Source organism: Granulicatella sp. 20925_1_45, assembly GCF_041433555.1.
In the GTDB taxonomy this organism is placed as follows: Bacteria; Bacillota; Bacilli; order Lactobacillales; family Aerococcaceae; genus Granulicatella.
In genome coordinates this window covers 1-23135 of record NZ_JAPWBR010000007.1, presented here as the reverse complement: position 1 = coordinate 23135, position 23135 = coordinate 1, and the positions used below count along the sequence as shown (strand labels likewise).

Sequence of the window (23135 nt, the reverse complement as noted above, 5' to 3'; positions counted from 1 at the left end):
TTTCCTCCTTTTTTATTACATAAGAAGAGTGCTCCACCATCGTAGAGACACTCTCTTGTCTAATTAAATAATTTCATAATATCGTTCCATGTTACAAGAAGCATTAATGCAAATAGGAAAATTGCCCCTGCAATTGTTAAATAGCCTTCTTTTTCTGGATCGAGTGGTTTCTTACGAATCCCTTCAATGACATTCAGAACGAGTTTTCCACCATCTAGCGCCGGAATTGGTAACAAGTTCATGACACCAAGGTTGGCACTAATCATCCCCATAAACGCTAGTAAGTCAATGAACCCATTTTTAGCAACTTGCGATGTCATCGAGTAAATCGCAACTGGTCCGCCTAGTTGATTTAAATTAAACCCTCTCGTAAAGAGTGAACCTAATGCTGAAAGCACTAATACGACAACTGAAACAGTTTGCGTAAACCCATAAGCAAGAATGGAAAGAATATCTTTTTTAAGAATTCTTGTCACACCAAATTGACCTACTTTTGAACCATCTGATGCTTCGATAGCTTTAGGAGTCACTTGAACTTCCTGAGTTTTCCCGTCACGTTCAATTGAAACCTCGAGAGGTTTATCCGCACTAGAACGAACCACCTTTGTCATTTCATCCCATGAATGAATCTCAACACCGTCAATTGAAAGAACTTTATCGCCTTCTTTTAGCCCTGCTACTTGCGCTGCAGAATCATCTGTTACTTGTCCGATAATCGCATCATTAGATGGAACTCCACCTTGCAAGAATCCAACAATAATAAATACTAAAATCGATAAAATAAAGTTATTCATCGGTCCAGCAGCGTTCGTTTTAATTCGATTCCATAAAGTTGCTGAATTAAATTGACGTTCCACTGGAGCAACGACTACTTCTGTTCCATCAGATTCAACAATAGTTGCAGTCTTAGAAACGGTTAATGTTACTTTCTCTTCAGAATTAATGAAGTATCCAGTTAATGTCATATCCTTATGTAAGTCTGCATCTTCGATTTGGAAAGGTAAAGAATTCTCGATAATTAATTTATCGTCAAAATTTAATTTTTGAACAACATTCTCACTATCTAAGACGATGGTAATCATCATCCCTGGTTTAATTTCTTGTTCATCTTCATCGTGCCCTGCCATACGAACATATCCACCAATCGGTAATAAGCGCAGCGTATACACTGTTTCACCTTTACGGACTTGGAAGATTTTTGGTCCCATACCAATTGCAAATTCACGGACTAATATCCCTGCTTTTTTGGCAAAATAGTAATGCCCAAATTCATGAATAATCACGATAATACTAAATACAAATAAAAATGCAATGACTCCTTGCAATGACTTCACCTCTTTTAAATTTCCCCAAAAAATTTAAATACGATCTGGAACATAAACATCGCGAAGAAAGTTGAATCAAAACGATCCAAAACCCCTCCATGCCCAGGGAATAAGTTTCCAGAATCTTTTACATTAAATTGTCGCTTGTAAGCTGACTCTACTAAATCTCCTAATTGTCCAAAAATGGATAAACAAACCACTAAGAGCACAAATTCAAATACTGAGAATTTTACTGGATTATAAAATGGAACTACCAATAATCCTAATAATACGGAACCGATAACTCCGCCAATAGAACCTTCAATTGTTTTATTCGGGCTAATATCCGGAGCTAATTTATGTTTTCCAAATCTGCGTCCAGCTAAATATGCGAACGAATCTGTACCCCAAATAACTAAGAAGACAAAAATCGCCATTCCAAAACTAATGCTTCTCACAAATAAAATTCCAGAGAATCCACCACCAACGTATAAAGAAATGAGCGAGCAAAATGCCGCATCTTCAAAAGAAAAGCGATCACTCTTATATACAGTTAATGTCATCAGTAGCATTACGACTAAGAAATAAAAGAAGAAATAATCAATTCCTCTTGGTAAAGCGACTAATGGTTTTTGTGAAAACAGAAATGACAATGTAGCAAGTAACGTGAGAGAACCTTCTATCGAAAAAATATTCATTTTTTTCATTTGGAAGAATTCATAAATCCCAACAATCGCCAACATTGCTAAAAGTGTTCTAAGCCAAAGGTCGCCTACAAAAAGAATTGGCAAGAATATACCTAAAGCAATAAGTGCAGTAATCACTCGTTGTTTCATCTATGCAAGACCTCCATAACGACGATGTCTTCCTTGATAAGTTAGAATCGCTTTATGTAAATCTTCTTCTGAAAAATCTGGCCAGAAAATATCTGTAAAGTAATATTCGCTATACGCCAATTGCCACAATAAGAAATTACTCAATCGCACTTCTCCGCTTGTACGAATCATTAAATCTGGATCTTGTAACTCTCCTAGGAAACTCGTTTGTAATTTGCGAGCAAAAGCCTCGTCATTAATATCTTCTACTGAGATTTTTCCAGATTTAACCTCGTTTGCTAAAGCTTTCGTTGCTTCGATGATTTCAGCACGTGAGCCATAATTGAGAGCAAAAGTTAGAACCATTCCAGTATTCTCTTTTGTATCTTCAACGGCTTTTAACACTACTTTTTTTGTTGATTCAGGTAATTCATCAACAAATCCAATTAGTTGGATTTTCATATTTCTTTCTTGAAGTTCAGGCATAAACGTTCCAAAGAAATCTCCTGGTAGTTTCATTAAGAAACTTACTTCTTCTGTTGGACGTTTCCAGTTTTCAGTACTAAATGCATATAAGGTCATCGCCTTTACTCCTAATTCATCAGCAGCAATTGCGATTCGTTTTACCGTACTCATTCCTTCTTTATGTCCCGCAATTCTAGGAAGATTGCGCTTCTTTGCCCAGCGACCATTACCGTCCATAATCACAGCAATATGTTGTGGGATATTCTCTCGATCAATTGAAACAGATTCTGTTGTTTCTTGTGGTTTTGATTGTTTCTTCCAAAAAAGCATATTACCCATTCCTTTACACGTATTTCCTTTCTATTGTAACAGAAGTTTAAAGTCATTTATAGTATTCTCTTTTTCCTTATGAAAAAATTACAAAAACAAAGGCCCTGATTGGTTTCTAGGGCGAAAAATGGTATACTTAGAAACAGATTTATGAACCAGTAAAGGAGTTAACCATGATTACAATGAAAGATATCGTGTTAGAGGGACATCCTGCACTCAGAAAACGTGCTGAAAAGCTAACTTTCCCACTAACAGAAGAACAACAAGAACTTGCTAAAGAAATGTTAGAGTTCTTACATAATAGTCAAAACCCAGAAATTGCTGAAAAATATGAATTACGTGCAGGTGTTGGTCTCGCTGCACCTCAACTTGGTAAATCCATTCAAATGATTGCTCTTCTCGTTCCAGGTTTTGAAGATGAAGAACCAATCTTAAACGAAGTATGGATTAATCCTCGCGTCATGCGTGAATCAGTGAAAAAAGCCTGCCTAAAAGAAGGTGAAGGTTGCCTTTCAGTTGAACGTGACGTTCCTGGGATTGTTCTTCGTTCTGAACGTGTAACTGTCAAATATCAAGATGTGAACGGAGACGAATTCGTACGTACATTAACAGACTACGAAGCCATCGTTGTTCAACATGAAATCGACCATTTAAACGGTGTGATGTTCTATGATCACATCAATAAAACACAACCAATGTATATCCCTAAAGGAGCGGTTGTCATTGGCGAATAAGACACCCATTTTAGTCTTCGATTTAGATGATACACTCTACTCTAAACAGCAAGTCTTCTTGACCGCCTTAAAGAAATGCTATCCAACATTTCATATCACTAATAATACTTATAAAATATACCAACGAAATAGTGATATTGCTTTTCATTTTTTCGTAAAAGAAAAAATGACTTTAGAAGAGAGTCATTTTTTTAGAATTGAATCTGCTCTTACTGAACTTGGTTTAGATTCTTCAAGAAAATCTGTCACTCGTTTTAAGGAAACCTATCAATATGTGATGGATCATATCGAATTAGATAAAGACTGGTATCACTTTTTTGACAAAGTATCAAACTACTCTACTCTTGTTCTTCTTACAAATGGTCCAACGAGTCATCAGTCAAAGAAAATTACATCTCTTGGATTAGCAAAGTGGTTCGACGCTTCAAGAATCTTCATTTCTGAGACGACAGGTGTTCCTAAACCACAAGCTGAGGCATTTATGAATGTGGAACGACTTTTTCTAGATGTGAGCAAAAATGACTTCTGGATGATTGGCGATGACCTAGTAAATGATATTGAAGGTGCAAAACACAGAAATTGGAATACGATTTATTTCAAATTTGGAGAAGAAGATTCTACTTTGACTCCAAAACCAATCTCAAGTCCAAAAGATTTGCTTGAAAAATTGGAAAAAGAGGCTCTCTTCAGCCTTTAAGATTATGAAAAAATAAGCATTCTATGATAAAATATGATAGAAACATTATGAAAAAAATTTAAAGGAGTACATACATGATTTTTAAAATTACTTACCAACCAACTAAAACGGAAGCTCCACGTCGTGAGAATACAGAAGCTTTATATATCGAAGCTAGTGACAAGGTAGAAGCCCGCCGCCTTGTAGATGAAAACACTGAATACAACGTTGAGTTTATCCAAGAGCTAGATGAAAAACACTTAGCTTACGAAAAACAAAACCCTGAATTTAAATTAACGGTGTTCAAGTAATATGAAACCAAATATTAAAAATAACGAAACGGGCGTATTTGCTTTTGGCGGTTTAGGTGAAATCGGTAAAAACACATATGGCATTCAATTCCAAGATGAGCTCATCATTTTGGATGCCGGTATTAAATTCCCTGAGGATGATTTACTAGGAATCGATTATGTGATTCCCGATTACAGTTATATCGTTCAAAATATTAATAAAGTAAAAGGTCTATTTATTTCGCATGGACACGAAGACCATATTGGTGGGATTCCTTTCTTAATTAAACAAGCGAACATCCCAATTTACGCAACGAAACTTGCGATGTCTTTAATTCGAAATAAATTAGAAGAACATGGTCTTTTAAGAGATGCGATTCTTCACGAAATTGATGAAGACAGCGTCATTAAATTCCGTAAAACACAAGTGAGTTTCTATCGCACAACCCACTCTATTCCAGATGCATTCGGGATTGTGATTAAAACTCCTCCAGGAAATATCGTGTTTACAGGTGACTATAAGTTTGACTTTACTCCAGTTGGAGAACCTGCAAACCTTCACCGTATGGCACAAATTGGTTCAGAAGGCGTTCTTGTTCTTTTAGGAGACAGTACAAACTCTGAAGTTCCTGGATTTACTCAATCAGAACAAGTCGTTGGAAAATCGATTAAAGAAATTATCCAACGCGTGGATGGACGTATCATTTTTGCGACATTCGCATCAAACGTTTCTCGTCTAAAACAAGTAACAGATGTGGCTGTAGCAACTGGTCGTAAATTAGCTGTATTTGGACGTAGTATGGAAGCCAGCTTCCGCACTGCTCGTGAATTAGGATATATCAAGGCTCCAGATGATACTTTTATCGATGGCCGTGAAATTAACCAATACCCTTCTGAGAAAGTCATTATTTTATGTACAGGTTCTCAAGGGGAACCAATGGCGGCACTAAGTCGTATCGCAAATGGGACTCACCGCCAAATCTCAATTCAACCTGGTGACACAGTTATCTTCTCTAGTTCACCAATTCCAGGAAATACTTCAAGCGTTAATCGCGTTATCAACCTTCTTTCAGAAGCTGGTGCTGAAGTTATTCATGGTAAAGTCAATAATATTCACACATCTGGACACGGTTCTCAAGAAGAACAAAAATTAATGCTTCGCTTAATGAAGCCTAAATACTTCGTTCCGGTTCACGGTGAATATCGTATGCAGAAGATTCAAGCAAACCTTGCGACTCAAGTGGGAATTCCAAAAGAAAACTCATTTATCTTGAGTAATGGTGATGTTCTTGCCGTTACTGCTGACTCTGCACGTAGAGCTGGTCACTTCTTTGCAGGTGATGTATATGTCGACGGAAATGGTATCGGAGATATCGGAAACATCGTTCTTCGTGATCGTAAGACACTCTCTCAAGATGGTTTAGTCATCTGTGTGGCTACTGTCGATTACGAAAACCGTGAGTTGGTTGCAGGTCCAGATATGCTCTCTCGTGGATTTATCTACATGAAAGAATCCGGACAACTTCTAAACGAAGCACAAGCTATTCTTCGTGATGAACTTGAAGAACTTTTAGCAGATTCTGAAGAAGTCTTAAACGAACGCGTATTACGTAACAAAATTACGGATGTCTTAGGACCATTCCTATTCAAGAAAACCGAGCGTCATCCAATGATTCTTCCAGTAATTTTAGGAGTTACTGAAGCAGATACTTTAGAATAAAATAACAAAGAGGTGTACCGCAATGCGGTACACCTCTTTTCTTTTCAGATAATTATAGAACCAAAAGAAGCAACCCCTAAGGATTGCTTCTTTTACTAATTTCTTAATCTAAGAAGTCTTTTAATTGTTTAGAACGGCTTGGATGGCGTAATTTACGTAATGCTTTCGCTTCAATTTGACGAATACGTTCACGAGTTACCCCGAATACTTGCCCTACTTGTTCTAATGTACGGATTTCTCCGTTTTTATCAAGACCAAAACGTAAACGAAGTACGTTTTCTTCACGGTCAGTTAATTGTTCAAGAACTTCATCTAGTTGTTCTTTCAACAATGCATATGCTGTATGATCAGCTGGACTTGTTGCATTGTCATCTTCAATGAAATCACCTAAATGTGAATCGTCCTCTTCCCCAATTGGCGTTTCAAGAGATACAGGTTCTTGAGCGATCTTTAGAATTTCACGAACTTTTTCAGTTGGTAAATCCATTTCTGCACCGATTTCTTCCGGTGTAGGTTCGCGTCCTAAATCTTGTAATAGTTGTCTTTGAACACGTACTAATTTGTTGATTGTTTCAACCATATGTACTGGAATACGAATTGTACGCGCTTGGTCTGCAATGGCACGAGTGATTGCTTGACGAATCCACCATGTTGCATAAGTTGAGAATTTGAACCCTTTTGTATGGTCAAATTTCTCAACGGCTTTCATTAAGCCCATGTTTCCTTCTTGGATTAAGTCCAAGAATTGCATTCCACGTCCTACATAACGTTTTGCAATTGATACTACTAAACGAAGGTTGGCTTCCGCTAACTCTTGTTTAGCTTCTGTATCGCCTTCTTGGATACGGAGCGCTAATGCAACTTCTTCATCCGCGCTAAGAAGTGGAACTCGTCCGATTTCTTTCAAATACATACGAACGGAGTCATTAATCTTCGTATTTGAAGATAAGGCAGTATCATCTTCAACAACGCCAGTTTCAGCTTCACGTTGGCTTTCTGCTGACAATTGTTGGCTTGTTGGTTCACCGTTAGCATCTACAACACTAACCCCTGCATCCTCAAACTTTTGAATTAATTTATCCATTCCTTCCGCATCCAACTCAAATGGGATTGCGATTTGCGCAGATAAATCATCGTATAAAATTTGACCGAATAATTTTCGTTCTGCAAGAAGCGTTGAAGTTGCTTCATTCAGTGTTTGACCTTTTTCATTTTTTTGAACTGTCATTCACCATTCCTCCATTCTATCTTTTCCTTAATTGTCGTTGAATCTCCATGATTTCGACCATCAATTTCTTTCTGGTTTCATCATCGTTCACAAGAGCAGCTCGATTCAACTCTTCCTTTTTTTGTGCTAACTGCTCTTTCAGAGTATTCTTTTGTGAAAGTACATATACTAAATCTTGAATCTCTTGTTCCGTACATTCTGGAGGAAACTGACCTAGTTCGATTTCAGATACCAGATTTCTGTTCATTAAATCTTTATCGTTTAAAAACAACATAAATTCTTGAACATCAAATTCCTCTTCTTCATTTCTAAACGCCTGAATGTGTAAATATAATTGCTCATATAATGCGTCTGGAAAAGAAAATTCTGGATTAATACGATTCAGATATGTCCAAGCTTCATTATGATGCATCAAGCGGTAAATTAAATGCCTTTGAATACCTTCATTTTTAATAAACGGTCTGTTCACGACAGGCACTTGTTGCGTTTTCACACTTGATATAGGTGGCGCTTGGAAATTCTGTGAAGTTTGAACTTGCTTTTGTTTCACTTGATTTTGAATCGTTGTGTAATCAAGATTAAACTCATCTGCAAGAGACTTCATCGCAAGATTCTTTTCAACATCATTTGTGAGCTTCGCCAGTTCAATAATCATCTCTTCGATATACTGAATCTTTTGACTCTCAACTTGCAGTTGATATTTCTTAGAAAGGAATCTCTTTTTAAATTGATAGATGGTTTCTTGCCCGTGTTCAACTAAATCGATAAACGCCTGGGAACCACGTTGCTTGATAAATTCATCCGGATCTAGACCATTATCAAACGGAATAATCCCGATACTAAAAGCATTCGTGGATTGAATCATTTCAATCGCTCGGTTTGTTGCCTCCAAACCTGCTCTATCACCATCATAAGCAATCAAAATCGTATCCGTCACATGACGAAGCTTTTGAATTTGCTCTGGTGTTAGAGACGTTCCCATTGAAGCTACTCCTAGTTGAACTCCCGCTTGCCAAGCAGAAATAACATCCATATATCCTTCAAAAAGGATAACTTTATTTTCTTTACGAATATTCTTCTTTGCTAAATCAAAGTTAAATAAGAAGTTTCTTTTCGCAAAGAGCGGTGTTTCAGGACTATTTAAATATTTAGCCTGAGAAGCGAACTCATCCGAATAACCTGGCAACACGCGTCCAGAAAATCCGACAATTTGCCCATGTTCATTACGAAGAGGAATCATAATCCGCTGATTAAAACGATCAAAGAATCCAGTTTGACTTTCAACGAATAGACCTGTCGCTTCCATTTCTTGTTCTGTTAGCTCTAAATCTTGTAAGAGCTGTGTCAGCTGCGTGCGGTCTTTTAACGAGAACCCAAATCCAAATTCTTTTAACGTATCAATCGTATAACCACGATCAGTTAAGTAATGAAGTGCTTCTTGTCCACCTTTTGTATTAAATAAGACGTGCGAGTAAAACTCACTCGCTTTTTCATGTGCCGCAAACAACTTTCTCTCTTTTTGAGGAATTGCTTGTTGACTAGAAGGAATTTCTACATCGAGAGGAATATGTGCAAGTTCTGCTACCCTAACAACCGATTCTGGGAAAGATAAACTTTCCAATTCCTGCATGAAGTTAAAAACATTTCCACCGCGTCCACAACTAAAACAGTGAAATAACTGTTTTTCTTCTGTGACGGTAAATGAAGGTGTTCTTTCATCATGGAAAGGACAACGGCCAAAAAGACTCTTTCCTTGCTTTCTCAATTGGACAAACTGCCCTACAATATCGAGAATATTCACTTGCGATTGTATACTTTGAATCGTTTCTTTTGATAATCGTTGACTCATAAAAAAACTCCCTCCATACACTACGCCTAATGATACAGCATATAATATATCATAATTCGCGATTTAATGCAATGGAGCAAGTTTTATTTTCCTTACAAGTGACCTTCTTTTTCTTTTAAACAAAACAAGAGATACCGTATACGGTATCTCTTGTTTTTTAGTCGGCAATAAATTCTTCAATCCACGCCCAAGCTTTCTCTACTCCTTCACCAGTTTCAGATGAGAATGTTAAGAATAAGTCTTCTGGTGGTTTGCCAAATGCTTTTCGAATCACGCTGACATGTTTATTCCATTTTCCACGAGGAATCTTATCACATTTCGTCATCACAATTCGATATGGAATATTGTAATACTCTAAAAATTCACGCATTTGAACATCTTCTTGACTTGGTTCATGTCTAAAGTCCACTAAGATAAGTACTAAACGAAGAGGTTCGCGAGTCGTAATGTACTCCTCAATCATCTTCCCCCATTTTTCGCGTTCCTTCTTAGACACTTTAGCATATCCATATCCTGGTACATCCACGAAATAGAACTGTTCATTAATATGATAGAAGTTCAATGTTTGGGTTTTACCTGGTTTACTTGAGGTACGTGCTAAGCTTTTACGTTGAATCAACTTATTAATAAAAGATGATTTTCCAACGTTTGAACGACCTGATAATGCAATTTCTGGAAGGTTTCCAGAAGGATATTGCGCTGGTCCTACAGCACTAATTGTAAATTCGGCTTTATTAACCTTCATTTTCTAATCCTTTCTGAGTTGGCAACTTCACGAAGAATAGTAAGACTGAACCAATTACGAACAAGATAATTAATGAGAAGACACCATCTAATGAATTACCAGTCATTTGAGCGGTAATCCCAAGTAATGTAGTTCCTAAAATTGATGAGAATTTACCAAAAATATTATAGAATCCAAAGAATTCATTTGCTCTGTTGGCTGGAATCAATTGACCGAATAATGATCGGCTGAGCGATTGTACCCCACCTTGAGCAGTACCGATTAGAATCGCTAAGATAAGGAAATCTGTGTATGAATTTAACCATAAAGCCATCACACAAATTAAAATATACGTACCAATTCCTAGGAATAATGTTTTCTTGTTACCAAAGCGTTTTGATAAGTATCCATAAAGTAAACTAAATGGAAACGCCACGATTTGAACAATTAATAAGATAACAATTAAGCTATTGCTATCGAGTCCCATATCCGAACCGATTGCTGTTGCCATTTTAATAATCGTACCTACTCCGTCGATGTAGAAGAAATAAGCGAGTAAGAATAAGAATACTTGTTTATGTTCTCCAATACGTTTAATCGTTCCCCATAAACGCATGAAACTTTCTTTAATAGGTTTCTCGGGTTTTTCAATAAATGATTTTTGAGTTACATGCAACCAGTACGGAACCGTAAAGATAAACCACCATGCGGCTGTAATGAAGAAACCAGCCATAACGATTGCGTTTGAATTCAATCCACTAAACTGCATAATCATCATAAATAATACAAACGGGAATACACTTCCGATATATCCATACCCGTATCCAGCTGCGGAAATTCTATCCATACGATCATAAGTGGTTACATCCATAATCGAACTATCATAGAAAATGTTCGAAGCTGAATATCCGATTGCCGATAAAGTATACAATGCTAATAATAAAATCCATTGATCTGTTTCAGCAAACATCATTCCAATAACTGAAAATACTCCAAGCAATGTACTCCAGGTGAACATCGGATTTCGATAACCTTTATAATCCGCTAAAGCTCCAAGAACCGGCGCCATAATAGAAACGGCAAATGTCGCAATCGAGTTTGCATATCCTAAAAATGCAGTAGAATCAGCCGCACTAAGGCCAGCATTAGAAGATACGGTTTTAAAATACAACGGAAAAATGGCCGTAGTAATCATTAAAGAATAAACTGAATTGGCCCAGTCCTGCATAATCCAAGCGAATTCTTCTTTTGTGTAATGTTTCGATATTAAGGATTTCAATCCTTTCATGCTGTTATCTCCCTTAATCATATATTCTTAAATAAAAATAGAATGCAATATAATGCACCCATTATACCACATTCTATCCTAACATATTTTGTTGAAAATCCCTAGGAAATCAATCGATTTTCTTCATCATACAAATCAGGTTCGCCAGTTCCGTTCACAATAGCTTCTGTAACGACCACTTTTGTAATATCTTCACGACTTGGAATTTCAAACATTAAATCCATCATGACAGATTCAATAATACTTCTTAAACCACGCGCACCCGTGCGACGTTCAATCGCTTTAGCAGCAATTGCTTGAAGCGCTGCTGGTTCAAACTCTAATTCCACGTTATCCATGGCAAAGAGTTTTTGATACTGCTTCACTAATGCATTCTTTGGTTTCGTTAAAATATCGACTAAATCGTCTTTACTCAACGGTTCTAACGCTGCAGTGATTGGAAGACGTCCAATAAACTCTGGAATAAGTCCGAATTTTTGTAAATCTTCTGGAATAATCAACTGCATTAAACTTTCGTGACTCGATAAGTTTTTATTAGAAGATCCAAATCCGATTACTTTAGCACCAAGACGTTCTTTCACAATTGTTTCAATTCCATCAAACGCTCCACCAACGATAAATAAAATATTCGTAGTGTCGATTTGAATGAGTTCTTGATGTGGATGCTTGCGTCCTCCTTGAGGTGGAACAGACGCAACAGTCCCTTCTAAAATTTTCAGTAAGGCTTGTTGAACCCCTTCACCACTTACATCACGAGTAATAGATACATTCTCGCTCTTACGGGCAATCTTATCAATCTCATCAATATAAATAATCCCTTTTTCAGCACGTTCAATATCATAGTCTGTCGCTTGTAATAGTTTTAGAAGAATATTTTCAACATCCTCACCAACGTAACCAGCTTCCGTTAACGTAGTCGCATCCGCTATCGCAAATGGAACATTTAAAATACGCGCTAATGACTGAGCTAAATAAGTTTTACCAGACCCAGTTGGTCCAATTAAACAAATGTTGCTCTTTTGTAATTCAACGTCGTCATCTTCACTAAATAAGTGATTAATACGTTTATAGTGATTGTAAACCGCTACTGCTAATGATTTCTTTGCATGATCTTGACCAACGACGTAATCGTTTAATACCTTTAGGATTTCTTGAGGCTTTAATACCTCTATCATTTCATCCATTGTCATAGAAGAAAACTCTTCATCGATAATTTCTTTACATAAATCAACACATTCATTACAAATAAATACATCAGGACCAGCGATAATTTTCTTTACTTGTTCTTGTGATTTTCCACAAAATGAACATCTTACTTGTTTTGTTTCATCTTTATACAATCTGAAACCTCCATTCTTTTCCTGATTTCTCAATTTAAGAGTACCATAAGTCACTATATTCAACAAGAAATGTTGTTTCAAAAAGCGCCGGTCTCTAGCGAAACCGGCGCTTTTCTATTTAATTTTATAAAATTAAGCTTCTTTAGCAGAATCAGTAATTACAGCTAATGCTTTCTTCATTGAGATATCGTTTTTCAACATATCTACTGAAACAGCAGCACGAACTGCATCTTCTTCCATACCGTATTGAGCAGCTAATTCTTTCACTTCGTTAGCTACATCTTCATCAGTTGCTTCGATGCCTTCTTCTTTAACGATTTGTTCTAATACTAAGTTTGTCTTAGTACGAACATCAGCGTCTTTTTCCATCATTTTGTGTAAATCTGCTTCTGTTGTACCAGTGATTTGGTAGTACATTTCAGGAGAGATTCCGTTACGACGCATATCGTTTAAGTAGTGTTCCATTTGACGGTGAACTTCGTCGTGAACCATTTCGTGTGGTAATTCAACGATTGCAGCGTTTTCTACTGCTTTACGTAAAGCTTCGTCTGCTACTGCTTCATCAGCAGCTGCTGCTTTAGCTTCTTCTAATTCTTTACGGAATTTTTCTTTTAATTCTGCTAATGTTTCAACTGAATCATCAACATCTTTAGCGAATTCATCTGTTAATTCAGGTAATTCTTTAGTTTTTACTTCGTGAACTTTAACTTTGAATACTGCTTCTTGACCTTTTAAGTTTTCAGCATGGTATTCTTCTGGGAAAGTCACTTTTACTTCTACTTCATCGCCTTCTTTAGCGCCAACTAATTGGTCTTCGAAACCTGGGATGAATGAACCTGAACCTAATTCTAATGAGTGGTTTTCACCTTTTCCGCCTTCAAAAGCTTCGTCACCTAAGAAACCTTCGAAGTCGATTACAACTGTGTCTCCTAATTCAGCTGCATCTTCTTTTACAACTAATTCAGCTGCACGAGCTTGTTCTTGTAATAGGCGATTTTCAACATCTTGTTCAGATACTGTACGATCTTGTTTTTCAACAGTTAAGCCTTTGTATTCACCTAATTTAACTTCAGGTTTAACAATTACTTCTGCTTTAATAACCCATGGTTTACCTTTTTCGATTGATTCGATATCGATTGTTGGTTGAGTTACTGGGAAAATATCAGTTTCTTCAACTGCATTATCATATGCATCTGGTAAAAGAATGTTTAATGCATCTTGGTATAAAGCTTCTTCACCGTACATTTTTTCAAATACTTGACGGCTTACTTTACCTTTACGGAAACCAGGTACATTCACGTTCTTTTTAACGCGGTTAAACGCTTGGTCCAAACCTTTTTTAATATCTTCTTGTGAGATTTCAAATGTTAAAACAACTTTATTTGTTTCAACTTTTTCGAATTTTGCTGTCATATTATTCCTCCATAAATTCATTATTCACCTTAAAGATGAATGGATTTACATACTCATTTATTTTACAATACTCTTCCTCTTTTGTAAAACATAATTGACTTAAACGCCAGTTATTTAACAAGAATTTTGAATAGAGATTAAGAAAATGTAACAAAAGCAATAGTTTTTCTCATTTTTCGGCCAAAATGTTATAATAGACGCCATAGGAGGGATAAAATGATTCAATATCCAAAAGGTCAAAAACAATTATCACGAGCTACTCGGTCTCAAACAATGCAAACAAATTATAGTAGTCGCGGTATGGGTTTAGAGAACATATTGAATCAAACCAATGAACTCTATCGCCTTCAAAAACGAGCAGTTATCCACAAGAAACCGACACCGATTCAAGTCGTTAAAGTAAACTACCCTGCAAGAAGCGCAGCGCAGATTACGGAAGCCTATTTTCGTCAGGCGTCTACAACCGACTATAACGGTGTGTATAAAGGAAGATACATCGACTTTGAAGCAAAGGAAACGAAGAACAAAACTTCTTTCCCACTAAAAAATATTCATACGCATCAACTAGAACATATGAAAGAGTGCTGTGAACAAGGCGGTATCGCTTTTGTTATTTTTTATTTTTCTAGTTTGAAAGAATATTACTTACTTGAATCCAAAATGATTGAACAATTCATTCACGATTCAAGCACGAAACGTCAATCTATTCCGTTGACCTATATCAAAGAACACGGTCAACCAATCGAGCTATCGCTGCAAATGACTCTAAATTATTTAGACGCAGTAGATGCTCTATTATAAAGGAGGTCAATCTATGACTGAAAACAATACTGAACAAAGTCGTTCATCTCAGCATCGAAATTCAAGGAAGAAGCACCCAAGTTCTACTAATAAAAAGAAATTGTGGAAGAAAATTTTAATTGGTATAGCTGCTTTTGTGACTGTGGCTATTATTGCTATCGTTGCAATCTTCGCTTACTACGGTGCGACTGCTCCTACCATTCAAGCTAGTGATTTAGAAGGAGCTACTGAAACTAAAATCCTTGATAAAGATGGCGAACTGATTTATTCACTTGGTGGTGAAAAACGAGATATTATCACTAGTGAACAAGTCCCTCAATTACTAAAAGATGCCATCACCTCAATCGAGGATAAACGTTTCTACTCTCATATGGGGATTGACCCAATCCGTATCGCTGGTTCATTCCTACGAAACGCAAAAGCTGGTCAAATCACTCAAGGTGGTAGTACGATTACTCAACAGTTAGTGAAATTAGCGGTCTTCTCTACTAAAAAAGAAGACCAAACCTATAAACGTAAAATTCAAGAAATCATGCTAGCCCTTCAATTAGAGCGAAATTACTCTAAAGAACAAATTCTGACGTACTACTTAAATAAAGTGTACATGGCAAATAATGTATACGGATTTGGTACTGCTTCACACTACTACTTCAATAAAGAATTATCTGAATTAAGCTTACCTCAAGTAGCTCTACTTGCCGGATTGCCACAAGCACCAAACTCATACGATCCATATGCCAATGCGGATCAAGCAAAAGAACGACGTGACTTAGTACTCTATTCCATGAAAGAAAATGGAAAGATTACAAAAGAACAATATGACCAAGCAGTTGCTACTCCAGTCACTGATGGTTTAATCGCACATGATAATAATGTAAACAGTAATGATAAAGCACTTGTTTACGATTCGTTCGTAACAATGGTTCTTAAAGAAGTTCAAGAAAAAACAGGCCTCGACCCTTATAACGATGGACTTACCATTGAAACAACTATCGACTCTAAAGCACAACAACGTTTATACGATATCGTGAATACAAATGATTACATTCAATATGTAAATGAAAAAATTCAAAATGCCGTTGTTATGCTCGATACAAAAACTGGTGCAGTTCGCGCCGTCAACGGTGGTCGTAAGCAAACGACTCTACTTGGTTATAACCGTGCAACTGACAATACACGTAGTACTGGTTCAACGATTAAACCAGTCATCGACTACGGTCCTGCCATCGAATACCTCAACTATTCAACTGGTCAAACCATCATGGACCAAAGGACAACATATTCAAATGGTGTTGAATTAAACAACTGGGATTTCAGTCACAAAGGTGCAATGACATTACGTACTGCCCTCGTTTACTCAAGAAATACAACAGCTTTACAAACCTTTAAAGCTGTTGGTGAAACAAATATCAAGTCATTCTTGAACAATCTAGATATTCAAATTAAAAATGATGGTCAAGACTATTTAGTAGAAAGCAACTCGATTGGTGCAGATATTTCTCCAATCAAGATGGCAGCAGCATATGCCACATTTGGTAATTATGGTACATATTCAAAACCATATACGGTAAGAAAAGTCACAACTCGTGATGGTCAAGTGACTGAATTTAAACCTGAACAAAAACAAGCGATGAAAGATTCAACAGCATATATGATTACGGATGTACTAAAAGACTCTTTCAAATATGGTTTCGCAACACAAGCGGCTATTCCTGGACTACCTACAGCTGCCAAAACTGGTTCATCGAACTACACAGTTGAACAAAAACGTGCAATGGGAGCTAGTGATTATGAAGATATCATTCCTGACTCATGGTTTATTGGATACTCTACCGACTATACCATTTCTGCATGGACTGGTTATGATAACCCCTATGAACAAGGCGGTGGCGTAGATACTACTGAACAAGAATACTCAAGACTGATTTACTATTACTTAATGAAATATATGGCTGAATCTTCTAGCGGAGAAGATTGGGTACAACCAGACAGCGTTGTAAAACAACAAATCGAAATCGGTTCAGATCCATTAAGCTTACCTGGACCAAGAACTCCAGCGAACATGATTGCAACTGAGTTATTTGTTAAAGGTCACGTCCCTACTCAACAATCTAAGAACTATGGAACGAAGATTGAAGGGCCAACTGGTATGAAAGCTACTTACGATAAGAGTAAAAAGACGCTGACTGTAACGTGGGATAATTATCAAACAAACTCCAAAGACAAGCCACAATACAAAGTCACTGTAAACGGACAAACACAAACTGTATCAACAAATAAAGTGACATTCCAAAACGTCAGCGGTCCTAGCGTATCGGTAACTCTAGTTGTAACTGTTGGTAAAGATAGTTCTGACCCGATTACAAACGAGTTCCAACTAGAACAACCAACAACAGCTGAGGAACGTACGACTCAGCAAAACCAGCAACAAAATAATCGTCAGCAAAACAACAATAATAGCAACAATAACAATGAACAAACGACTCAAGAAGTTCGTAATCAATAGTTCAAACAAACAAGGCATTCTCTACTAGAGAATGCCTTGTTTATATCTATAAAAAGTAAAATAAAACCCCATGACAGCTAGTCATGGGGTTTCCAGTTTTACATCTACTCTTTCAGTAGAGTCAAAGTCAATCAATGATTACTTAGCATATTCGACTGCTCTTGTCTCACGAATAACTGTAACTTTAATATGTCCTGGATATTGGAGTTCTTCCTCAATTTGATTTTTGATGTCATGCGCTAAAATAATCGCTTTTTCATCACTAATCTTGTCAGGTTGTACCATTACACGAACTTCACGTCCAGCTTGAATCGCAAAGCTTCGTTCAACACCTTCGTGTTCTGTTGCAATGGCTTCTAATCTTTCTAATCGACGAATATAGTTTTCGATTGATTCACGTCTAGCACCTGGGCGAGCTGCTGATAAGGCATCGGCTGCTGCAACAAGTACCGCGATTGTTGAAGTTGCTTCTACATCACCGTGGTGAGAGGCAATCGCATTAACAACAATCTTATTCTCTTTATATTTCTGAGCGATTTCTGCTCCGATTTCAACGTGAGAACCTTCAATCTCATGATCGAGTGCTTTACCGATATCGTGAAGTAAACCAGCACGTTTTGCAAGGTTCACATCTTCACCTAACTCACCAGCCATTACACCAGCAAGTTTAGCTACTTCGATACTGTGGTTCAATACGTTTTGACCGTAACTAGCTCTAAAGTATAAACGACCTAAAATCTTAATCAAATCAGGATGTAATGAGTGAATTCCAACTTCGAACGTTGCTTGTTCACCGATTGTACGAATACGCTCATCCATTTCTTTACGAGATTTTTCAACCATTTCTTCAATACGTGCAGGATGAATACGACCGTCTGAAATTAATTTTTCAAGCGTCATTTTCGCGATTTCACGACGAATTGGGTCAAAACCACTTAATACCACCGCTTCTGGTGTTTCATCGATAATCACATCAATTCCTGTTAATGATTCAAGGGTACGAATGTTACGTCCCTCACGTCCGATAATACGACCTTTCATTTCATCACTTGGTAACGTCATAACCGTTACTGTGTTCTCTGAAACTAAGTCTGCTGCAGAACGTTGAATCGCTTGAAGAATAATATTTTTAGCATTTTTATCTGCTTCATCTTTTGCAAGCTGCTCAGACTCTTTAATCATGATGGCGCGTTCCTTACTTAATTGTTCAGTCATGTCCTTCATGATAATTTCTTGTGCTTCTTCTTTACTGATTGTAGAAATACGTTCCAATTCTTCTTGTTGCTTAGCAACGAGAGCTTCAGCTTGATTTTCTTTTTCTGTTACTCTCTCAAGTTTTTCTTGGATCTTTGTTTCCTTCACTTCAATTGATTGTTCACGTTTTTCTAGAATTTCATCCTTACGATCTAAATTCTTTTCACGTTGAATCATTCTCTTTTCTTGAAGAAGTACTTCATTTCGTCTTTCTTTTAACTCATTTTCAACTTCAGCACGATATTTATGATTTTCTTCTTTTGCTTCTAATAATACTTCCTTTTTTAAACGGTCAGCATCTTTTTCTGCATCTTTGATAATCATTTCAGCCGATTCGCGAGCTGCTACTAACTTTTTCTCGTAATTTGATTTGAAACCAATATATCCAGCAACAATTCCAATTATTAAAGCTAAGATCGCGAGGCCACCTACTACTACTGAGTCCATTGAGTCACCTCCGTCTCTATTTAATTTTTAATCAAAATAAATTGCATTGATAATTTATATGGTTAAATGTGATTTAACACATAATATTATTGTATTCTTGAAACGTGCTAAAGTCAATTCATTTAAAGAATTTTTTTCAAAAAATCAAAAGGCTTTCAACAGCGAAATAAAAACATCGACTAGTCTTATGACTAATCGATGTTTTCAAAATTAAATGATTAATTTTCTTTCTTGCTTGTATAAACAAATCCTAAAGCAATCATTACAAGAACAGTTGCCATAAGCATTGTACTCACAAGTGGTGATGTACCTGTGTTTGGTAAATCTTTTTGTGGTTTTGATGGTTGTGGTGATGTACCTGTGTTTGGTAAATCTTTTTGTGGTTTTGATGGTTGTGGTGATGTACCTGTGTTTGGTAAATCTTTTTGTGGTTTTGATGGTTCAGGAGTTGGAACAGCTGGTGCCGTATACTTGTTTTTAAACGTTGTATCTGCATCATATGTTACAGTAGCAACATACGCTTTATCTTCTTGTTTCACTTCAATTGATACCTTTTTAACGCTCTTATCGTAAGTGATTTGCGCATCATCACCACTAACCTCTACTACTGAATAATTGTAAGTTCCAGCCTTGTCGAATGCCACATCTTTAAAGGTAATGCTTCCATCAGCAGCATTCTTGGCCGTTTGAATAACATTTCCATTTTCATCTAATAGATTAAATGTGAATTCTCCTTCAACTAATTCACGACCTTCTAATTTTTTCTTGAATGTTAGGTCTTGTTTAACTCCTGAAAGAATACGGTTTGTAATCACAGAGTTTGTCCCTTCTGTTGTCACTTCATGCGTATATCCTTCTGGAATATCCACTTCTTCAACTGTATACTTATAAGCGACACTATTATTAGACTCAGGCAATTCTTTGAATGTGTATGTCCAATCATTCGCCTCTGACAATTCAATGGCTTCACCATAGTTTTCACCATTTTGTTTCAATTGAACTTTAATCGCTTTACGTAAGCCAAGTTTATTGTCATTATCTTCCCATACTTTTTTAACAGTATGCATTGTAGTTTTACGTGTATTTGTGATTGTAAATCCTTCTTTTTGAGTGGCTTCACCAGTAATGACTGTATCATAATCTTTACCATAGTTTTCATCGATGACTTCTTTCACTTGATAATCAGTTACTGTTGGGTCAAGTGCCTTACCGTCAATTGTAAGTTTAAAGACACCTTTCCACTCGTTGGCATCATTTAAGACCATTGTTGCAAGAACAACATCCGGATTACTTGCACGGCTTAGTTCTACTTTAATACTTGAAATAGAAGCATCTTTTTCCCCATTCCAAATTTTGGCAACTGGAATGTATTGTGGCAATTGATTTGTGACAGTATTTGTTTCACCAAAAACAGATGGATTTTCAGCATTACGGTTTGTATAAAATACATTCGTTGCTGTTAATGTATCTGTTGCGCCATCAGCATATTCCGGAGTTTTCATATCCACTAGGAAGTTCACAACTTCTCCTGGAACAATCTTTTCACCTTTATTCAATACAACCTTGATGGATGTTACTTTTGTAAAATCAGCAATTTGATCTGCTGTGACCCAGCCACTCGCCTGCGTTGCATCATATGGAGAATTTGGCAAGCTTGTTGACGTATGATAATAAACGGTATATTTACTTTCAACGTTTAAAGCTTTTGTGAGAACCGGAGTGAATCCAGAACCATTTTGATCTTCTGCGTACGGAAGACGATCATACAACGTAAATGTTTCAATATCATACGTACTATAGTTTTTCGTTTGTAACTGATATTTATACTCTTGACCATAGTTGTGTTGAACTAACTCTTGCGTCCAACTTCCATCTTTTGTCGAAATAAATTTCTCAGAACGAATTTCAGTCGGTAAGTTTACAATCGTAGAAGATTTTGCTGCTACAATTTTATCTGGAACTTTTCCATCTGGTGTCTTAATCTTAAACACATTGTCTAACATTGTTTGAGACGTTACATTACTTGCTAAAGGAGAAAACTCTTTTGCAACTAGAAATACATGGTTATCTGTATTTTTCTTATAATCATCAGCTTTCTGAATGGCTGTTGGCATTGCCTCTTTCGTAATTGTTGCTGAAACAATTGCTGTAAAGTCACGACCAATCGTTTTGTCATTGTAGAAATCGAGATCCTTCAACTCAAAAATTACTGCTTGGCGACCGCTTCCATTGTAATTTTCAACGACTCTTGGTTCACCCTTCACTATGTTTCTATGCTCTTTTTTATCAATATAGTACCCTTCATAAGTGATTCCCTCAGGTAAGACATCAATCACTTGAGCTCCATTTACACGACGGTTGACTGATAAGTTACTAAAATCAGCAGTAACACTATATTCAACAACTTCTCCTAAATCACCTGTAGGATTTGAACGAGTAATCTTAGAAATACGAATTTCTTCTTCTTTCACTTTTACATCTTCGTATGATTCACTCTTGTTTGTAGAGAATTTTCCGTCTTCCCCATAGCCATCCACTAAACCTTCTGCATGCATACTATTATTGTATCTAACAGGTTCTTTACGTTCAGTCTCGTCAAATGGATTTAATAATTTCGTTTGGATAAATGTAGATGTAATTTCTCCTGCTTGAAGAACTTTCCCATCTTGAAGCTTTATTTTTATACTGTCATAAGTACGATTTACTTTTTGATAGGCATCTTTCTTTAAAGTTCCTGCATAAATTTGTTTTGCTTGATTTGTGACTTTATTATAGGCATCTTCGTCTACAATCACAATTTGTTTACTACCTTTAGCAATACTTCCTAATTTCACTTCGGTACCATCTGCTTTTACCCCATATACATCCATATCAAATGGTGCATTGGAAACAGGAGAACCGACTGAGTAGAAATACATTCTTTCATCTAAGTCTTCATCAACTAATGTTAATTTAGAAATTGTACTTGGAGAAGTATTCGTAAACCCAAGAATCCATGTCGCTACAGATGTATCTGGAGCACCAGCATCAACGTTTAAAGTTTGTTTATCGTTATTAGATTTACGGAAAGAAGAATCACTAATCAATTGTCCAATGAGTTTAAATTGAATATCATCGCTAACTGTTAATTTTGGTTCTGATTCTCCGTGTTGAATAAACGTCAATTCTGTTTTTGCGTTATTAACGATGTTCGTTTTTGTTTTAGCATTTGGAAAACTTAAAACAAGTCTCTCCTCGCGTAAAGCAAGTTCCGCTTCACTATTTGTGTCATTTAGAGTGTCGCTACCAGTAATGGTTTTACTAACAGTACCATCTGCATTTAATGTCCATCCTGGATTTTTTGCAGGATCAAAGACAGCTGTTCCTGTAGTCCCGTCAGCTTTTTCATATGTTGGTAATGTGTCGGTAATTGTAATTGTTTTTGCAGCACGTGTCTGTGCTTTTCCATTTCCCCAGTTTTGAGTTTGTCCACCACCTAAAGTGTTCGTTGATAAACTAAATTGGAAAGTAACATCTGAGGCTTTTGTAATTGCTTCCCCCGTTGCCTTCCCACCATAAATTTCACGGTTATTAATAGTATACGCTTGTGTAGTATTTGTGCCGTTATATTTAAACAATGACTGTTTATCGACTTTTACTTTATAAATTAATGAATCCGTTACTTCCTTTAATGTGTTTCCAGTACTATCTTTTAACACGATTTTCGGAGAGAATGTATAACCTTCTGGAGTTACACGGTCCTTAAATTTAAATGTAAAAGGAAAACTTGCTGTGGTTGTTTGCGTAATGTCTGACAAGTATACTTTTAATAGACCTGGTGTCGAATTATCTACGCTCATCACTGGTCCACCAGTCGCAACTGTAAATTTCTCGATATATTCTGTAGGATAAGTAAACTCAATATAGCCGCCAACAATAGATTCACTCACTAAAGAGCCGTCTAATTGAACA

At 36.6% G+C, this 23135-nt stretch carries 17 protein-coding genes; 6 read left to right on the top strand and 11 right to left on the bottom strand.

All coding sequences use genetic code 11. From position 1 onward, the window contains the following. Nucleotides 1–59: 59 nt before the first annotated feature. From rseP to O3798_RS03565, 3 genes are read right to left on the bottom strand one after another with little or no spacing between them, the layout of a single operon-like run. Nucleotides 60–1325 (bottom strand): RIP metalloprotease RseP, encoded by a 1266-nt coding sequence (gene rseP, locus O3798_RS03575; RefSeq protein WP_371463339.1) that lies wholly within the window; start codon nucleotides 1323–1325, stop codon nucleotides 60–62. A 14-nt stretch (nucleotides 1326–1339) separates the two neighbouring features. Next, nucleotides 1340–2140, bottom strand: coding sequence for a phosphatidate cytidylyltransferase (locus tag O3798_RS03570; protein WP_371463337.1), 801 nt, complete (start codon nucleotides 2138–2140; stop codon nucleotides 1340–1342). Next, the gene (locus O3798_RS03565; protein ID WP_371463335.1) at nucleotides 2141–2923 is read right to left on the bottom strand and encodes an isoprenyl transferase; all 783 of its coding nucleotides are present in this window, start codon (nucleotides 2921–2923) and stop codon (nucleotides 2141–2143) included. 164 nt (nucleotides 2924–3087) lie between these two features. Here O3798_RS03565 and def point away from each other — a divergent pair, with 164 nt between their 5' ends. The 4 genes from def (at nucleotide 3088) to rnjA (ending at nucleotide 6334) form a co-directional block, all read left to right on the top strand. Further along, nucleotides 3088–3648: a peptide deformylase gene (def, locus tag O3798_RS03560; RefSeq protein WP_371463333.1), complete on the top strand. Its 561-nt coding sequence runs from the start codon at nucleotides 3088–3090 to the stop codon at nucleotides 3646–3648. Next, nucleotides 3638–4345 carry an HAD family hydrolase gene (locus O3798_RS03555; RefSeq protein WP_371463331.1) on the top strand — a complete coding sequence of 236 codons (708 nt, stop codon included), beginning with the start codon at nucleotides 3638–3640 and terminating at the stop codon, nucleotides 4343–4345. The genes def and O3798_RS03555 overlap by 11 nt, the downstream gene beginning before the upstream one ends. A gap of 74 nt (nucleotides 4346–4419) precedes the next feature. Continuing rightward, nucleotides 4420–4635, top strand: a complete 216-nt coding sequence (locus O3798_RS03550; RefSeq protein ID WP_005605573.1) for a DNA-directed RNA polymerase subunit epsilon — start codon at nucleotides 4420–4422, stop codon at nucleotides 4633–4635. 1 nt (nucleotide 4636) lies between these two features. Beyond that, a complete protein-coding gene (gene rnjA, locus O3798_RS03545; protein WP_371463329.1) occupies nucleotides 4637–6334 on the top strand; it encodes a ribonuclease J1 in 1698 nt (565 codons plus the stop codon). A 103-nt stretch (nucleotides 6335–6437) separates the two neighbouring features. Here rnjA and rpoD read toward each other — a convergent pair whose 3' ends face one another. The 6 genes from rpoD to tig all read right to left on the bottom strand — a co-directional run bounded on the left by rpoD (nucleotide 6438) and on the right by tig (nucleotide 14176). Beyond that, a complete protein-coding gene (gene rpoD / locus O3798_RS03540) occupies nucleotides 6438–7529 on the bottom strand; it encodes an RNA polymerase sigma factor RpoD (protein WP_371445092.1) in 1092 nt (363 codons plus the stop codon). 49 nt (nucleotides 7530–7578) lie between these two features. Continuing rightward, the gene (dnaG, locus tag O3798_RS03535; RefSeq protein WP_371463327.1) at nucleotides 7579–9411 is read right to left on the bottom strand and encodes a DNA primase; all 1833 of its coding nucleotides are present in this window, start codon (nucleotides 9409–9411) and stop codon (nucleotides 7579–7581) included. Between the two features lie 157 nt (nucleotides 9412–9568). Next, the gene (gene yihA / locus O3798_RS03530; RefSeq protein ID WP_048714065.1) at nucleotides 9569–10156 is read right to left on the bottom strand and encodes a ribosome biogenesis GTP-binding protein YihA/YsxC; all 588 of its coding nucleotides are present in this window, start codon (nucleotides 10154–10156) and stop codon (nucleotides 9569–9571) included. Further along, complete coding sequence (locus tag O3798_RS03525; protein ID WP_371463325.1) at nucleotides 10146–11423, bottom strand: MFS transporter; 1278 nt, start codon at nucleotides 11421–11423, stop codon at nucleotides 10146–10148. Before O3798_RS03525 ends, yihA begins: the two co-directional genes overlap by 11 nt. Nucleotides 11424–11524: 101 nt before the next feature. Beyond that, the gene (gene clpX, locus O3798_RS03520; protein WP_285252061.1) at nucleotides 11525–12763 is read right to left on the bottom strand and encodes an ATP-dependent Clp protease ATP-binding subunit ClpX; all 1239 of its coding nucleotides are present in this window, start codon (nucleotides 12761–12763) and stop codon (nucleotides 11525–11527) included. A 132-nt stretch (nucleotides 12764–12895) separates the two neighbouring features. Continuing rightward, nucleotides 12896–14176, bottom strand: a complete 1281-nt coding sequence (tig, locus tag O3798_RS03515) for a trigger factor (RefSeq protein ID WP_371463323.1) — start codon at nucleotides 14174–14176, stop codon at nucleotides 12896–12898. Nucleotides 14177–14392: 216 nt separating this feature from the next. On the opposite strand from tig, the gene recU reads away from it, so the two are divergent. Beyond that, nucleotides 14393–14977 (top strand): Holliday junction resolvase RecU, encoded by a 585-nt coding sequence (recU, locus tag O3798_RS03510; RefSeq protein ID WP_371463321.1) that lies wholly within the window; start codon nucleotides 14393–14395, stop codon nucleotides 14975–14977. A gap of 13 nt (nucleotides 14978–14990) precedes the next feature. Then, nucleotides 14991–17483: a transglycosylase domain-containing protein gene (locus tag O3798_RS03505; RefSeq protein ID WP_371463319.1), complete on the top strand. Its 2493-nt coding sequence runs from the start codon at nucleotides 14991–14993 to the stop codon at nucleotides 17481–17483. Nucleotides 17484–17621: 138 nt separating this feature from the next. On the opposite strand, the gene rny is transcribed toward O3798_RS03505, so the two are convergent. Further along, nucleotides 17622–19184 carry a ribonuclease Y gene (gene rny / locus O3798_RS03500; protein WP_285251911.1) on the bottom strand — a complete coding sequence of 521 codons (1563 nt, stop codon included), beginning with the start codon at nucleotides 19182–19184 and terminating at the stop codon, nucleotides 17622–17624. A 218-nt stretch (nucleotides 19185–19402) separates the two neighbouring features. Next, nucleotides 19403–23135 (bottom strand): Cna B-type domain-containing protein (locus O3798_RS03495; RefSeq protein WP_371463315.1); only part of this gene is annotated, 3733 nt, incomplete at its 5' end.

Bases quoted from the DNA above. Each gene is read 5' to 3' on its own strand.
- O3798_RS03550 (WP_005605573.1), top strand. From the start codon at position 4,420: ATGATTTTTAAAATTACTTACCAACCAACTAAAACGGAAGCTCCACGT.
- rny (WP_285251911.1), bottom strand. From the start codon at position 19,184: ATGGACTCAGTAGTAGTAGGTGGCCTCGCGATCTTAGCTTTAATAATT.
- O3798_RS03565 (WP_371463335.1), bottom strand. From the start codon at position 2,923: ATGGGTAATATGCTTTTTTGGAAGAAACAATCAAAACCACAAGAAACA.
- yihA (WP_048714065.1), bottom strand. From the start codon at position 10,156: ATGAAGGTTAATAAAGCCGAATTTACAATTAGTGCTGTAGGACCAGCG.
- O3798_RS03505 (WP_371463319.1), top strand. From the start codon at position 14,991: ATGACTGAAAACAATACTGAACAAAGTCGTTCATCTCAGCATCGAAAT.
- recU (WP_371463321.1), top strand. From the start codon at position 14,393: ATGATTCAATATCCAAAAGGTCAAAAACAATTATCACGAGCTACTCGG.
- def (WP_371463333.1), top strand. From the start codon at position 3,088: ATGATTACAATGAAAGATATCGTGTTAGAGGGACATCCTGCACTCAGA.
- O3798_RS03525 (WP_371463325.1), bottom strand. From the start codon at position 11,423: ATGAAAGGATTGAAATCCTTAATATCGAAACATTACACAAAAGAAGAA.
- dnaG (WP_371463327.1), bottom strand. From the start codon at position 9,411: ATGAGTCAACGATTATCAAAAGAAACGATTCAAAGTATACAATCGCAA.
- O3798_RS03570 (WP_371463337.1), bottom strand. From the start codon at position 2,140: ATGAAACAACGAGTGATTACTGCACTTATTGCTTTAGGTATATTCTTG.
- rnjA (WP_371463329.1), top strand. From the start codon at position 4,637: ATGAAACCAAATATTAAAAATAACGAAACGGGCGTATTTGCTTTTGGC.
- tig (WP_371463323.1), bottom strand. From the start codon at position 14,176: ATGACAGCAAAATTCGAAAAAGTTGAAACAAATAAAGTTGTTTTAACA.